This window comes from Pseudoalteromonas sp. NS-SX12, assembly GCF_057367955.1.
The window spans coordinates 2,987,426-3,001,995 of record NZ_CM170634.1; the positions used below are offsets into that span (position 1 = coordinate 2,987,426).

The following is a 14,570-nucleotide window of genomic DNA, read 5'->3' on the forward strand; positions in this document are numbered from 1 at the left end:
TCCTAATTACTAACCAGTTTCTCAATGAAAAACTCTAGGTGTCCTGACGGCTGATTTGGAATTGGCCAGCTCGCCGCTTTAGTTGCAAGTGCTTTGAACGCAATTGCTGCAGGCGATTTTGGAAATACGTCAACAATGGTTTTTTGTTTACGAATCGCTTTTCGAATATTTTCATCAAATGGAACTGTTGCGACTAGCTCAAGCGATACATCTAAAAAGCGGTCAGTTACTTTTGATAATTTTGCGAAAAGCTCTTGGCCTTCTTTTAAGCTGCGTACCATGTTCGCAACTATTTTAAATTTGTACACACCGTGCTCACGGCTTAACACTTTAATCAGTGCGTAAGCATCGGTTATTGATGTTGGTTCATCACACACAACAACAAGCACATCTTGTGAAGCGCGGGAAAAACTAAGCACCATATCTGAAATACCGGCCGCAGTGTCAACGACTAATACATCATAGTGTGAGTCTAATTCGCCAAAAGCGCGAATAAGGCCAGCGTGTTCAGATGGTGTTAATTCCACCATATTTTGAGAGCCAGATGTCGCAGGTACAATTTTCATACCATACGGCCCTTCAACTAAAATATCTTCGAGGTCACATTCACCTGAAAGCACGTGAGAAAGGTTACGCTCTACACGCAAACCCAGCATTACATCACAGTTTGCTAAACCCAAATCGGCATCGAGTACCAGTACTTTTTGGCCTTGCTGAGCCATGGCGATTGCCATGTTTAGAGAGACATTGGTTTTACCAACTCCCCCTTTACCTCCAGTTACCGCAATTACTTTTACAGCCTTGTTGTTGTTTTTCATTTTCCGCAGGCCACTAGCTTGATCTAATTCTGGGTTAATCATACATTCCTACTGCTTGATGCGCCATGCTTGATGCACGTCTTGCTTGCGCGTTTGTTCGTTTTGCATACAACTGCTGAGCTTTGCTGACCAATTTTTCCGCATTTGCCACACGAATGTCCTCTGGTACACGCTGCCCATTGGTAAGATAGCCTATTGGCAGACGATTTTGAATGGCTACACTGATAATTTCACCTAAACTTAGACATTCATCAAGTTTTGTGAAGATACAACCACTTAACTGTACCTGTTTGAACTGTTTAATCGCCTCTTGCTGTACTTCAAGCTGTGCTGTTGAACTTAACACAAGGTAACTGCGAATATCTACTCGGCTATTGCGCATTAAGGTGTTAAGTTGCTCAGTCAAACGTATATCTCGTTGGCTCATTCCTGCTGTATCAATTAATACTAGACGCTTATTTCTTAAATGATAAAGAATTTCAGTGAGTTCTTCTGCATTTTTAACTTGCTTTACTGGGCAGCCAATAATACGACCATAAGTCGATAATTGCTCATATGCGCCAATACGATAAGTATCTGTTGTGATTAGCGCGATATTGTTGGCGCCAAATTTTTGTGCGCCAAGTGCAGCTAGCTTTGCAACTGTGGTAGTTTTACCTACACCAGTAGGGCCAACTAGCGCATATACGCCACCACGACGCAAAATCTCATTATTTGCAGTGTATAGCTGTTTGCTCAGCATATTAAGTGTTTCTTGCCACGCTTGACGCGGTGCAACGTCATCTGGAATAAAACACGCAAGCTGGTCCGCTACTGCTTCACTGATACCCATACCTTTCAAACGGTCGAGTAAAAGTGCACGAGTTGGGTCACGGCGCGCCATATCTTCATTCATTAAGCCAGAAAGTTGGTGCTCAAGTAACTGTCTGATCGATGCCATTTCATCACGCATCGCTTGCATTTCATCAAGCGACTGAGCTTGGTTGCCATAACTGCTTTGCTGCTTTGGCTTAGCAAAGCTATCAAGGGCATCTTGCTTTGTCGATGTGAGTGAATCATCGTCATCAAACCAATTACGAGGCTGCTTTGGCTCAGGTGCTTTATCAAATTGAGGTGATTTTTTCGCTTGGCGCTCAAGTAATGCCGATAAACTATCTGCTACCGCTGCTTGTTTTTCAGGGGTCGCTGTTTGCGGTTTTGGCTTAACAAAATTATTACTAAAACGAGGTTTTTCTTCGCTTAACTTAGGCGCTGCAGGTGCAGCTTGCACTGACTTTTCATAATCAACAGCTGCCACAATTTCAACACCATCAGCCATGCGCTTATTTGACATGATAACTGCATCAGGACCTAGCTCATGCTTTACTTCATTCAATGCGCTGCGCATATCTTTAGCAAAAAAACGTTTAATTTTCATGTGACACCTCGTCTCTACTTATCACTGTTGACCGACTGAGCAAACAATTTTGATCTGTTTTTCTTCAGGTACTTCCTGATATGACATCACGCGCAAACCCGGTAGGCTGTGTTTCACAAATCGCGATAACACGCTGCGCAACATACCTGATGTCAACAGTATTGAAGGTTCACCTGCCATTTCCTGGTTTTGATGCGCATCGCCGAGAGAATTTTGTAGTCTTTCTGCGAGCCCTGGCTCAATGCCAGCACCTTCGTCACCTGCACTTTGAAGTGACTGATGCAACATCTGTTCCAACTCAGGCGCCAATGTTATGACGGGGATTTCTGGTGCGTTACCAGCAACGTCTTGAACGATTAGTCGACGCAGTGAGATTCTAACTGCAGCCGTTAGTACGTCTGGGTCTTGGCTACGAGGGCCGTACTCAACGAGGGTTTGAACAATCGAACGCATATCGCGAATTGGCACACCTTCATTAAGTAAGTTTTGCAGTACTTTTACAATTGTAGTGAGCGGTAAAATATCGGGTACTAAGCCTTCAATTAAACGCGGATGCGACTTGGCTAGCATATCAAGTAAGTTTTGTACTTCTTCATGGCCCAATAACAAAGCTGCGTTATTGTGTAATAACTGAGAAATATGTGTTGCAACCACAGTTGCAGCATCAACCACGGTATAGCCAAGTGATTGTGCTTCATCTTTTTGTTCTGGTGCGATCCAAACTGCATCTAAGCCAAATGCAGGGTCTTTGGTCGCAACCCCTTTTACTTCACCAAATACTTGACCTGGGTTAATTGCCAATTCGTTATTGTGTTTTAATTCACCGTTACCACTAGAAACCCCCATTAATGTGATGCGGTATTCGTTCGGATCTAGCTCTAAATTGTCTCGAATATGAACCGGCGGTACTAAAAAGCCAAGCTCTTGAGATAACTTTTTACGCACCCCTTTAATGCGGCTCAGTAATTCACCACCTTGTGCTTGGTCGACAAGTGGAATTAAACGGTAACCAACCTCTAGGCCAATTACATCTACTTGCTGTACATCATCCCAACCCAACTCTTTTTGCTCAATTTGCGCTTGCTCTTGGCCTGGTGAACCGCCTTTTGCAACCTGTTTCGATTCTTCTTCTGCTTTTTGTGTTTTAATGCGCTTATTCCAATATGCAACACCCAAAATTAGCATACCTAAACCCAGAAACGCGATTTTCGGCATGCCAGGTACTAAACCCATTACAATTAAAATACCTGCTGCAATATAAAGGGCTTTGTCATTGCCTAATTGAGCGTGAAATTGTTCGCCCATGTTTTGCGATTCATTTTGACGCGTTACCACAATCGCGGTACCGATAGATAAAAGTAGCGAAGGTAATTGAGCAACAAGGCCATCACCTATCGTAAGTAGCGTATATACTTCCATTGCACGACTAAACGGTAAATCATGCTGGATCATGCCAATAAATAAACCACCAATAATATTGATAACAAGAATGATAATACCGGCAATAGCATCCCCTTTTACAAACTTACTGGCACCATCCATTGAACCGTAAAAATCGGCTTCACGAGTCACTTCGGTACGGCGCTCTCGCGCTTGTTCCGCAGTAATAAAGCCTGCATTTAAGTCTGCATCAATCGCCATTTGTTTACCTGGCATTGCATCTAAGGTGAAACGTGCAGATACTTCTGAAATACGGCCAGCACCTTTAGTAATTACCACAAAGTTAATAATGATTAGAATAAGGAAAACCACTAAACCAACGGCATAGTTACCGCCGATAACAACTGAGCCAAACGCTTCAATTACCTTACCTGCTGCATCGCCGCCCTCGTGACCTTCAAGCAACACGACTCGGGTACTGGCTACATTAAGCGCAAGGCGCAAGATAGTGGCTATTAACAAAACTGTTGGGAAAATACCGAAATCGAGTGGCTTCAAGGTATATAAGGTAATAAGTAGAACGACCAGCGACAACGCTATGTTAAAAGAGAACAGTATATCGAGTAAAAACGCAGGCATAGGCAATACAACCATACCGAGCGCAGCAAGCACAAGAATAGGTGTACCTATACCTTTCAGGTAATCCGATTTATTTGCGTTTAATTGATTTAATGTGGCCTTGAAGTCCATACAGCAGCTATTCAATATATTGACACTGGTATAGCTAAAGCAAATACCGTTCCAACAAGAAAAATGGCGATAACGTGCTGTTTAATATTTGAAATTTTCAGGTATTGGCAGCTCTTTAGCGAGTTTTTCTGGGCGTTTACCACGCCCTTTATTAAATTGTTTTAACTGAAAAACATAAGCAAGTACTTGCGCCACCGCAACGAACAACTGCTCAGGAATTTGCTGTCCCACTTCACTGGTGTGGAACAATGATCGCGCCAATGCGGGCGACTCGACAATCGGTACGTCAAAGCGATCTGCTATTTTTCTAATTTGCAGCGCTATTTGGTCACCACCGATAGCAATAACCATAGGAGCGCCGGCTTTCGCCGTATCATATTTAAGCGCAACAGCGTAGTGAGTTGGGTTTGTAACTACCACATCCGCATCTGGTACATCTTGCATCATTCTGCGCTGCGACATTTCTCGCTGGGTACGACGAATACGGGCTTTGATTTGTGGATCACCTTCGCTGTTTTTGAATTCATCTTTAACTTCTTGCAAAGTCATTTTTAGCTGTTCGTTATGGTTCCACTTTTGAAATGGTGCATCAATTGACGCTATAACGATTAGCGTCATCGCCAGCGCAAAAAACATCCACGCCAAGATCCATAATGCGTGTTCAATATTACCGGGCACCGCTTCTAAGCTCAGGGTAAGAATTTCGGGGAAATAGCCTTTGATTAAGTAAACAGCAACCGTTGCAATCAGGCCAAACTTTAATAATGCTTTAACTAGTTCAATAGCAGCTTGTTTACCGAACATGCGGGCAAAGCCCTTGAGAGGCGACATTTTACTCGCTTTAGGCGCAGCCGCTTGCCAACTAAAATTAAAGCCACCTAAAAATGTGTTGCCAATTACACCTGCAACCAGTAAGCACAACACAAACATTGTCATGCCATACCAAAGTTCGCTAGCAACTTCGCCCCACACCGAGAACATTTTGGTCGTGTCATAGACTTCATTACGATTAAGCGAAAGCAAACGCCCCATTACATTATATAAGCCTACAGCGATGTCTTTACCAAACAATAAAAAGCTCACGGCAGCAGCAATCAAAACAAAGGTTGTGCCCGTTTCTTTTGAACGAGCCACCTGACCTTTTTTAGCTGCATCGGCTAATTTTTTGGCAGTGGGCTCTTCGGTGCGTTCTTGATCTGAACCGTCAGCCATATCCGTTCCTTACACCTGGCAACCAACAAGATCGCACATTAATTCAACCATTTTTAGCCATTGAAATTCAAATTGCGCAGTAAAGTTAGTCATTGTTGCCCAAATAATGACAAGGCCGGCAAGCAATGTAAATGGGAAACCTATAGTAAAAATATTAAGTTGCGGCGCAGCACGAGTCATCACACCAAATGAGAAGTTAATAACTAGCATGGCAGTTAACGGCGCTAACGATAACACTAAGGCTGTCGCAAACATCCAACTGCCCCATAACGCCAGTTTTTGAAAGTTTGCAACAGGCCACCAGGTGCCATCAATAGGTAACGCAGTAAAGCTATGTACAAGCATTTGAATCATCATTAGATGACCGTCAAAAACCCAAAATAGTAAGGTTGCAAGAATTAAATAAAACTGACCGACCGCAGGCACACTTTGCCCATTTGCAGGGTCAACAATTGAAGCAAAACCAAGGCCGGTTTGCATTGCTAGTATTTGACCCGCAAGGATAAAGGTATTAAGCATCATTACCGACGCAAACCCCATAGCAACACCAATCAAGATCTGCTGCAGCACCACAATGACCATTTGAAAGCTGAATAGCTCGTTAAATTGACTAGGTGGTAAAATCGGCATTACCAGCAAGGTCACCAGTACCGATAACCCAACTTTTACGCGCGTCGGAACAGTTTTCACACCAATACCTACCATCACCATAAACATTGCCGCAATGCGTGATAACGGTAACAAAAAATCCGAAAGGTATTGTACTAATTGCGAAAATAAAATTTCCATAAAGGCCTATTTTAACCAGCAATTTGCGGAATAATCCCCACCATCTGACGGAAGTAATCAGTCAATTCTTGGGTGATCCAGTGAGCACCAAAAATAAGCGCAAGTAAAGTTACAATAAGACGCGGTAAAAAGCTTAAGGTCTGCTCGTTAATTGAGGTTGCAGCTTGGAAGATTGCAACAATTAGCCCCACAATTAAGCTTGGTACGATAATGGCTGCAACCAACTTAATAACCAGAAAAAGCGCATCGCTGAGTACTTCTACAAAAACTTCGGGTTGCATTTAGCCTCCTATTCGCGGATATGTTATCGCCACAGTACTACGTACCTAACCCATAACTACGCGCGAGCGTGCCCATTACCAACGACCAGCCATCAACCAAAACAAACAGCATAATTTTAAATGGCAATGACACAATCATTGGCGATAGCATCATCATACCCATAGCCATCAACACACTGGCAACCACCAAATCAACAATCAAAAACGGAATAAAGAACATAAAACCAATAATAAACGCGGTTTGTAATTCACTGGTGATAAATGCAGGAATAACCACAATAAATGGCGTATCTTCTGGGGAGTCGAGTTGTTCGTAACCGGCTATTTTGGCGAAGGTTTCTAAATCTGAAATACGTGTTTGCGAAAGCATAAATGCTTTAAGTGGCTCTTTTGCTTGGTCAAGCGCCTGTACCGACGTAAGCTCTTCTTTTAGATATGGCTGAATTGCGCGGTCATCAATTTGCTTGTAAATGGGCGCCATAATAAAAATGCTCATAAACAACGCCATACCCACCAAAAGCTGACTCGACGGCGTTTGCTGTAAACCAATTGCTTGGCGCAAAATCGCCAACACCACAATAATGCGGGTGAAAGATGTCATCATAATCACGGCAGCTGGAATAAAACTCAGCGCCGTCATCATAATTAAAACTTGGAGCGTAACCGAGTATTCCTGCGCACCATCCGCATTAGTTTTAACCGTTAGCGCTTGCAAAGCATCATTCGCCCATGCCATCTCTGGCAATAACACTAACAACACAAATAGCACTACATTGAAACACGTCCGGTTCATATTTTATTTCTTATTTTTAGGATTCATAAAATGCGCCAATTGTTTGGCGAACTCAGGCATTTGCTGTTCAGCCAACGGCGTTTCTAATTGATATAAATAATTTATAGAGCCTGAAGTTACACCGAGTACATGATGCTTGTTATCCATTTCCACCACTAGCAGGCGTTCTTTAGTGCCAATGTTGATGGAACGAATCACTTTAAACTCGTCACTGGGCGTCATTTGTGGGTTAAATCGCTTGATTAACACGGCAAGCAAAACAATGCAGCCAACCACAAGTAGCAGCGACATGATCATTGAAGCCAACTGTTGAAATCCAGCTGGCTCTGCCGCTAACAGATTAAACGGTACTATCAGTAACGTACTGAGTAAACCGATATTTTTTTTCATCGTAACTTTTTGATCCGCTCGATTTGACTGATCACATCTGTTAAGCGAATACCGAATTTATCGTTAACAACAACCACTTCACCGTGAGCAATTAAGGTGCCATTTACGAGTACATCAAGTGGTTCACCCGCTACGCGGTCAAGTTCAACCACTGAGCCCTGGTTTAATTGCAGTAAGTTACGAATACTAATTTTAGAACGACCCACTTCCATCGAAATGGTCACTGGAATATCTAAAATGGTATCGAGCTTACGCTTTTCTTCAGTCGTTAAATCGGCTTTCGAATCTTCAGACAGCTCTTCGAGTTCAGCAACTTCGGCATCACCACCGTCTTCGCCTTCTGCTTCGGCTAGGGCTGCAGCCCATTCGTCCATTGTATCTTGATCATCGCTCATACTAAATTTCTCTCAGTTAATTACCAGTCGAGGTCTACACCATCTGATAAATGTAAATCTTCTTCCAATTGCTCCAACTCAGCATCTGAGTCGAGCTTTTTCCCGCCCTTTGTAAATACATGTAGCTCTGATTTAACAGATTCAGGGCGTTTAATCTTTTCACTAATTTGCAGCGCAACGTTATCGCGAGAACGACCCATTTTGGCGCGGTAAGTCGGCAAGTCTTCAATGAACACCGTAATATGTTCTGGCATTTCTACCGGAATAATATCACCTTCTTTTAAGTCCATAATTTGTTGTAGACTTAAATCCACTTCAAGCATACGCGTACTAAGATCGACTTCTACATCCATAATTTCATCGCGCAGTGCTTTAGACCAACGTAAATCGGTGTCTTCTGTATCTGACTGCACACCGGCATCAAGTAATTCACGAATTGGCTCAAGCATTGAGTAAGGCAGCGCAATATGGAAATCCCCGCCGCCGCCATCCAGTTCAATATGAAACGAACTGATTACCACAACTTCTGTCGGGCTTACAATGTTGGCCATTGCTGGGTTGACTTCTGAATCAAGGTATTCAAAAGACACATCCATCACCGGTGCCCACGCTTCTTTATAATCTTCAAAAATGATTTTAAGTAGCATTTGCACAATACGGCGTTCGGTTGGTGTAAATTCACGTCCTTCAATTTTGGCATGGTAACGTCCATCACCACCAAAAAAGTTATCCACCAAAATAAACACTAAACGCGCTTCCATGGTAATAAGACCGGTGCCTTTTAACGGTCTAAAGCGCACCATATTTAAACTGGTTGGAACAAATAAGGTGTGGATGTATTCGCCAAATTTGATCATCTGCACGCCGTTAATCGACACTTCTGCAGTGCGGCGCATCATGTTAAATAAGGATATACGCATGTGGCGAGCGAATCGTTCGTTAACGATTTCCAGCGTCGGCATACGGCCACGAACAATACGATCTTGAGATGAGAAATCGTATTGCAGCGCGGACGAATCGCTATCACCGCCTTCGTCTATCTCTTCTTCATCAACATCATCGACGCCATGTAAGAGCGCATCGATTTCGTCTTGAGATAATAAATCGCTCACCTAAACTCCTAATTATTGCATTACAAAGCCAGTAAACAATACGCGTTCTACGACTTTACTGTCTTCAATTTCTACCAATGCATTTTGCACTTCTGATAATGCGTTATAGCGCAGTGCTTCTTTTCCAGCTGTGGTGCTTAAGTCATCTGCATTACTTGCTGAAAATACGCGTAATAAGGTATTTTCAATCAGCGGAATATGGCGTTTTGCGGTTTCTTCGTTAACATCGCCACGCACTAACAATTGCACTTTAATCTGTACCAAACGGTCTTTATTTGAACCCGGTACATTAAACACAAATGGTCTTGGCATACCGACATACAACGCGCTGCCAATTTCAGCACTATTACCACTTGGTTTACCTTCGCCACCTTCGGCAGATGTGGTTTCCTCAGCAAGCGTTTCTGCAGGGGCACTGTCATCGCCACCTAAAAAGAAAAATGCGGCGCCGCCACCCGCGAGCAATACCACAACAGCAATAATGATAATCATCATTTTGCCGCCTTTTTTCTCTCCACCTTCTTCAATTTCAAGATCTTTTTCTTCTGCCATTGTGACGTTTCCGTAGCTGCTATTTATTATTTTATATAATAGTGCGTTTATTTCCGTTTAATAGCAATTAGTGTTATGCGTAAAAATCGATTCCATCTTGCTGTTTGCTGACAATTTGTTCACTTACATTACTAACAGGCTCGTGCTCACGCTCTGAGCTCGACGAGTGACCCGACTGCTCCGGCATTTGCTGCTCACCTTGCCCTTGTTCAGATACACTACTTTCACCTAAATTAATGCCCTGTTCGGCAAGCATTTCTTTTAGTCGCCCCATTGATTGTTCAAGTACATCTTTCGCTTGCTGACTTTGCACTACAAAGTTTATTTGTGCTTGCTCCGCATCAGAACGAATGCGAATTTGCATCGAACCTAATTCTGGTGGGTCTAATCTAATTTCGGCTTCTTTCAAGTTTAAATTTAGTAGCATATTTGCTTTATTAAATAATGCTTTAGCCGCATCACTCTTGGCAATATTGACCGGTTGTTGCAATGCTTGCTCTGCACTAATTGTGGTTTTTTTGGTATTTTGGATCACTTGTGCAGTTTGCATCGCTAAGTGCTGCTGGTTGATTTCGCTTACTTCAGCCTGCTGTAGTTGACTCGCTTGAATGTGCGAGACTAATTGCGATAGCACTGGTGTATTCGCATTTGTTTTTAAACTATTAAGCAATTTTGCAAAACTTTGCGGTTGCTCTGTGCTTGCCTCTGTCTCAAGATTTGGCTCATCCACCAGCTGAGTTGTATCAACCTTAACATTACTTTGTTTAGCGCTGCTGGTTTGCTCATTGCTCGCTTGTAATTTTTCTGCAGCTTGGCTACTCAACGACACAACACTTGCAGGCGCTGGTTTTGTTGCCTGTTGATTAATTAGCTCTACGGTAGTTTGCTGTGCGTCGAGTTCAACGCTTTGCTCTTGTGCCACCGCTTTAGCAACCGCAGTCACATTATGTGGGACTTGTGTATCTGGACGTGTAATGGTTTGTTGTTTATTTGCCACAGCTACAGTCTCACCAAGAGGACGTGACGCTAACGTACTTTGCAATTGTGCTTGGTCGTTATCACTTTCCGTTACAAGGTCATCCGGTGTGGCATTTTGTTCAACCGCTTGTTGCGCGGTATTTGACTTAGCTGATTGTGCAGTAAGTACTGATTGCAAAGTGACAGGTTGCTCTTTTGCTTTTGACTCAGCTTTTGCAATTGCCACGTTTAACTTCTCCATAACTAAGCGGAGATCGTGTTTAGAAAGCCCCTGTGGTAGTTCGCTTTCTTTATCGAGCTGTGTAAAAAATTGCTTAAGTGTTTCAAGGCCTTCTTTGTCTAATTTGGCAATTTCATTATCAAGCGACACTAAATTTTGAGCTAGACTGACCTTAGTTTTACCGTCTTTCACCGAATCGCTTTCAGTTGCACTGTCACTATCGACCGGCGCTTTTACACTTTGTGCTTGCTCTGTACTTTCACTGCCTTTCGAAATACTCACATCAAAAGACTTACTTTTAGTTAGTTGCTCAAGCAATGAGGTAGCCCCGTTACTATCGTTGCTCGTTGCTTTTTGTGTTTGTTCTGTTTGCGCTTGTTGAGTATTTGGCTGTTTAGTAACAGGGTGTGTGTCATCAACTGGCATTGATTTTACTGGGGTTGATTCAGAATCCCCTTTGTTAGTATTCGCACTGTCATCGAGCTGTTTAAATTCGGATGAGCGAGTCACTGGCATATCATCTTGCGTATGCGACTCATCGATATTAGCAACTGCAGATTCAGTTTGTTCACCTTCATCAGCGACATTATCTGAATCGTCCATTTGCTTGGGCGTATCATTTTCGTCCGACAATTGACTATCATCACGACTTTTATGCTCTTCATCGGCGGATGCATGTTTGCTCTGCACTTCATTTTGCACAGATTCAAAAACAGCTAAAAAACCGCTTTTATTTTCGCTTTCACTTGTTGTTGCCGTGGAGTCTAACCCAACATTTGTAATGCTTAACTGCGAATTTATCGTTGCCATAACACACTTCTTCTTTAACTAAAGATTGCCGCTTTTAATGCCTTACTAAAAATTAAGCAAAAACTAAGCCAGTGTTTTTCGATTTCGTACAAATATATTGGTAGCAAACTCGTCAAGCTGCTTTTGCTCCGCCTTTGCCAACGCAGCTTGCTGTTTATCTAATTTGCGCTGTTTGAGTTTTTCGATTGCTTCCAATTTTGCTTTTTGCGCTAACCACAGCGACTCACGCTGTTTTAACACCTTGTTTGCCGTATTAATCGCGTTTAGTTGTTGCTTTAACGCATCATCTAACTTGCCGATAAATTGCTGAAACTGATTATAATAGCTACCGCCAACGCCTTGCGCAGCACGACTTTGTAATTGAGCTAAATAGTCTGAGCGAAACGACTCGATACCCGTTAATTGACGCTGTAAATTAGCAAGGTGTTGCTGCGCACCAACAAAATCGAGACGCAGTTTTTCTTCTTTATCAGATTCAAGCTTTATTAATAATGCTAGTTGGTCACGCGCCATTAGCCTTGTCCTAGAATACGAGCCAAGCTAGTTAACCCTTCATCATAAGGAATAACATCTGTCATACCTTGTTGTAAGAAGTGGTTTATACCCGGCATCATTTCGATAGTTTTATCAAGCATAGGGTCGCTGCCTTTTTGATAAGCACCCAGCGTAATAAGGTCTTTATTCTGTTGGTAAAGTGAGTAGATTTGTTTTAACACGCGCGCTTGCTGCAAATGTGCTTCGCTAATAACTTGCGGCATAACACGACTAATCGACTTTTCAATATCAATCGCGGGATAGTGCCCTGAATCGGCCAGTTCGCGGGATAATACTATGTGCCCATCAAGAATCGCACGGGCTGCATCAGCGATTGGGTCTTGCATATCATCCCCTTCGGATAACACGGTAAAAAACGCCGTAATGCTGCCTTGCCCTTCGCCACCATTACCCGCGCGTTCAACCAAGGCGGGAAGTTTGGCAAACACAGAAGGTGGATAACCTTTAGTTGCAGGAGGTTCGCCTACCGCTAGCGCAATTTCGCGCTGCGCCATGGCATAACGCGTTACTGAATCCAGCAGCAACAGTACGTTTAACCCCTGATCACGAAAATATTCAGCAATCGTTACGGCGGTTTCACAGCCTTTTAAACGCATCAGCGGTGATGCATCCGCAGGAGCCGCCACTACCACTGAACGTGCTCGCCCTTCTGCGCCTAAGATTTCTTCAATAAATTCTTTAACTTCGCGACCACGCTCACCAACTAAACCAACCACTATCACATCGGCATTAGTACCTCGAGTCATCATGCCAAGTAATACTGATTTACCCACACCACTGCCCGCAAATAAGCCCATACGCTGGCCTTGACCTACGGTAAGTACAGAATTAATGGCACGAACACCGACGTCCATCGGTTGTTTAATTGGGCGTCTGGCTAATGGGTTAATCGGTTTCGCTGCGAATTTTAATTTAGCTTCTGCTTTTACAGGGCCAAGTCCATCAAGCGGTCGTCCTAATCCATCAACAACGCGACCTAACAACCCCATACCCACAGGTAAACCCACATCTGATTGTTGGGGAATAACACGCGCCCCAGGTAATACACCCGAAATGGCATCGTTTGGCATCAAGTAGAGAGTCTCGCCGCTAAAGCCAACTACCTCAGCATCTACTAAGCCCTGCTGGGTTTCAATTTGACAACTGCTACCAACTGGTGCTTTTAACCCCTCGGCTTCAAGCGTAAGACCAACAACACGCTTTAAACTGCCGGCAACTGCTGGGCGGTGAGTTTTAATTTTTGATTGGTAACTAACAAGACGCTGTGCAAGCCCTTGACTCATAATTAACCGTCGTGTTTTTGACTATCGATACCTGCTTCTTGCAAAAAGCTCTCCAGTATTTCTTTAAGGCGCAATTCTACCGAGTAATCAATTGATGAATTGTCAGAATTGATATGGAGGCCACCCTTAGTGATACTCGGCTCAACAACTAGCTTCCAATTTCTATCGGCGAGTTGCTCGGCTGGTATGGCTTGTTGCACCAATTCAAAATCTTCTGGATTCAATAACACTTCAAGGGCACGGTGTTGACCTTTTAATGCATCAGTTGCCACTTTCATGGCGCTAAAAATAGCTTTTTCATTAATACTAAGTTCGCCATGAACTACCGCTTTCGCCAGCTCAGATGCTAAAATCACGACTTGCTTTTCAACTTCCTCGCTCACTTGCTCAAAAGGCGTAGCTATTTCATCTAACAGCTTGGTAAGTTGCGCGATTTTCTCTTCGACTTCAGGTTTTGCCAGCTCAAGTCCTTCTTCTTTACCTTGCTCTAAACCTTCTTCATAGCCTTTTTGCGCACCTTCTAACTTACCTTGTTCAAAACCTTCCTGATAGCCAGCTTCTTTGCCCTCAGCGTGTCCCTCTTGGTACGCCTCTTGTCGAATTTGTTCAATTTCTTGAATGCTTAGTGGCGTAAACTCTTCTTCTGGCTCGGGTTCTTGTTCGGCTTGTTTTTTCTGATAGAGCTCTTCTAGCGACTTGCCCATTGCCGTTGAGCGGCCTCTTAGATTGCGTCTTTCATCCTTAACATCCGGGATCGGCCAATTCTCAAGCAGCGTTTCTATCGCCTCTGCATTTTCGATTTTATGCCCTGAGCGGTACTTGCCTAATTTCATAA

At 43.3% G+C, this 14,570-nt stretch carries 15 protein-coding genes; all 15 read right to left on the reverse strand.

Annotated elements, in window-relative coordinates; translation table 11 throughout:
* Positions 1-2: 2 nt before the first annotated feature.
* The gene (locus AC2IOM_RS13900) at positions 3-860 is read right to left on the reverse strand and encodes a MinD/ParA family ATP-binding protein (protein WP_010560570.1); all 858 of its coding nucleotides are present in this window, start codon (positions 858-860) and stop codon (positions 3-5) included.
* Positions 853-2,235: a flagellar biosynthesis GTPase FlhF gene (gene flhF, locus AC2IOM_RS13905; RefSeq protein ID WP_486358687.1), complete on the reverse strand. Its 1,383-nt coding sequence runs from the start codon at positions 2,233-2,235 to the stop codon at positions 853-855. The genes AC2IOM_RS13900 and flhF overlap by 8 nt, the downstream gene beginning before the upstream one ends.
* 21 nt (positions 2,236-2,256) lie before the next feature.
* Positions 2,257-4,365: a flagellar biosynthesis protein FlhA gene (gene flhA, locus AC2IOM_RS13910; protein ID WP_486358688.1), complete on the reverse strand. Its 2,109-nt coding sequence runs from the start codon at positions 4,363-4,365 to the stop codon at positions 2,257-2,259.
* An 81-nt stretch (positions 4,366-4,446) separates the two neighbouring features.
* Entirely contained in the window at positions 4,447-5,577 is a 1,131-nt protein-coding gene (gene flhB, locus AC2IOM_RS13915) for a flagellar biosynthesis protein FlhB (protein ID WP_486358689.1), read from the reverse strand.
* A 9-nt stretch (positions 5,578-5,586) separates the two neighbouring features.
* A complete protein-coding gene (fliR, locus tag AC2IOM_RS13920) occupies positions 5,587-6,366 on the reverse strand; it encodes a flagellar biosynthetic protein FliR (RefSeq protein ID WP_105170690.1) in 780 nt (259 codons plus the stop codon).
* Positions 6,367-6,377: 11 nt separating this feature from the next.
* Positions 6,378-6,647 (reverse strand): flagellar biosynthesis protein FliQ, encoded by a 270-nt coding sequence (fliQ, locus tag AC2IOM_RS13925; RefSeq protein WP_486358690.1) that lies wholly within the window; start codon positions 6,645-6,647, stop codon positions 6,378-6,380.
* A gap of 37 nt (positions 6,648-6,684) precedes the next feature.
* Positions 6,685-7,383, reverse strand: a complete 699-nt coding sequence (gene fliP, locus AC2IOM_RS13930; RefSeq protein ID WP_100914502.1) for a flagellar type III secretion system pore protein FliP — start codon at positions 7,381-7,383, stop codon at positions 6,685-6,687.
* Between the two features lie 60 nt (positions 7,384-7,443).
* On the reverse strand, positions 7,444-7,830 hold the full coding sequence (gene fliO, locus AC2IOM_RS13935) for a flagellar biosynthetic protein FliO (protein WP_486358691.1): 387 nt from the start codon (positions 7,828-7,830) through the stop codon (positions 7,444-7,446).
* Positions 7,827-8,225 carry a flagellar motor switch protein FliN gene (gene fliN, locus AC2IOM_RS13940; RefSeq protein WP_010560578.1) on the reverse strand — a complete coding sequence of 133 codons (399 nt, stop codon included), beginning with the start codon at positions 8,223-8,225 and terminating at the stop codon, positions 7,827-7,829. Before fliN ends, fliO begins: the two co-directional genes overlap by 4 nt.
* 20 nt (positions 8,226-8,245) lie before the next feature.
* Positions 8,246-9,337 carry a flagellar motor switch protein FliM gene (gene fliM, locus AC2IOM_RS13945; RefSeq protein ID WP_010560579.1) on the reverse strand — a complete coding sequence of 364 codons (1,092 nt, stop codon included), beginning with the start codon at positions 9,335-9,337 and terminating at the stop codon, positions 8,246-8,248.
* Between the two features lie 12 nt (positions 9,338-9,349).
* Positions 9,350-9,889: a flagellar basal body-associated protein FliL gene (fliL, locus tag AC2IOM_RS13950; protein WP_486358692.1), complete on the reverse strand. Its 540-nt coding sequence runs from the start codon at positions 9,887-9,889 to the stop codon at positions 9,350-9,352.
* A gap of 73 nt (positions 9,890-9,962) precedes the next feature.
* Positions 9,963-11,897 (reverse strand): flagellar hook-length control protein FliK, encoded by a 1,935-nt coding sequence (locus AC2IOM_RS13955; protein ID WP_486358693.1) that lies wholly within the window; start codon positions 11,895-11,897, stop codon positions 9,963-9,965.
* A 63-nt stretch (positions 11,898-11,960) separates the two neighbouring features.
* Positions 11,961-12,410, reverse strand: coding sequence for a flagellar export protein FliJ (gene fliJ, locus AC2IOM_RS13960; RefSeq protein ID WP_100913017.1), 450 nt, complete (start codon positions 12,408-12,410; stop codon positions 11,961-11,963).
* Positions 12,410-13,735: a flagellar protein export ATPase FliI gene (gene fliI / locus AC2IOM_RS13965; protein WP_486358694.1), complete on the reverse strand. Its 1,326-nt coding sequence runs from the start codon at positions 13,733-13,735 to the stop codon at positions 12,410-12,412. Before fliI ends, fliJ begins: the two co-directional genes overlap by 1 nt.
* A 2-nt stretch (positions 13,736-13,737) precedes the next feature.
* A complete protein-coding gene (gene fliH / locus AC2IOM_RS13970; RefSeq protein WP_486358695.1) occupies positions 13,738-14,568 on the reverse strand; it encodes a flagellar assembly protein FliH in 831 nt (276 codons plus the stop codon).
* Between the last annotated feature and the right edge of the window lie 2 nt (positions 14,569-14,570).

Excerpts from the sequence above, each read along its gene's own strand:
- fliR (WP_105170690.1), bottom strand. The coding sequence starts at position 6,366 with ATGGAAATTTTATTTTCGCAATTAGTACAATACCTTTCGGATTTTTTG.
- flhA (WP_486358688.1), bottom strand. The coding sequence starts at position 4,365 with ATGGACTTCAAGGCCACATTAAATCAATTAAACGCAAATAAATCGGAT.
- flhB (WP_486358689.1), bottom strand. The coding sequence starts at position 5,577 with ATGGCTGACGGTTCAGATCAAGAACGCACCGAAGAGCCCACTGCCAAA.
- fliH (WP_486358695.1), bottom strand. The coding sequence starts at position 14,568 with ATGAAATTAGGCAAGTACCGCTCAGGGCATAAAATCGAAAATGCAGAG.
- fliN (WP_010560578.1), bottom strand. The coding sequence starts at position 8,225 with ATGAGCGATGATCAAGATACAATGGACGAATGGGCTGCAGCCCTAGCC.
- fliP (WP_100914502.1), bottom strand. The coding sequence starts at position 7,383 with ATGGCATGGGCGAATGATGCTTTGCAAGCGCTAACGGTTAAAACTAAT.
- flhF (WP_486358687.1), bottom strand. The coding sequence starts at position 2,235 with ATGAAAATTAAACGTTTTTTTGCTAAAGATATGCGCAGCGCATTGAAT.
- AC2IOM_RS13955 (WP_486358693.1), bottom strand. The coding sequence starts at position 11,897 with ATGGCAACGATAAATTCGCAGTTAAGCATTACAAATGTTGGGTTAGAC.
- fliQ (WP_486358690.1), bottom strand. The coding sequence starts at position 6,647 with ATGCAACCCGAAGTTTTTGTAGAAGTACTCAGCGATGCGCTTTTTCTG.
- fliI (WP_486358694.1), bottom strand. The coding sequence starts at position 13,735 with ATGAGTCAAGGGCTTGCACAGCGTCTTGTTAGTTACCAATCAAAAATT.
- fliL (WP_486358692.1), bottom strand. The coding sequence starts at position 9,889 with ATGGCAGAAGAAAAAGATCTTGAAATTGAAGAAGGTGGAGAGAAAAAA.
- fliJ (WP_100913017.1), bottom strand. The coding sequence starts at position 12,410 with ATGGCGCGTGACCAACTAGCATTATTAATAAAGCTTGAATCTGATAAA.
- AC2IOM_RS13900 (WP_010560570.1), bottom strand. The coding sequence starts at position 860 with ATGATTAACCCAGAATTAGATCAAGCTAGTGGCCTGCGGAAAATGAAA.
- fliO (WP_486358691.1), bottom strand. The coding sequence starts at position 7,830 with ATGAAAAAAAATATCGGTTTACTCAGTACGTTACTGATAGTACCGTTT.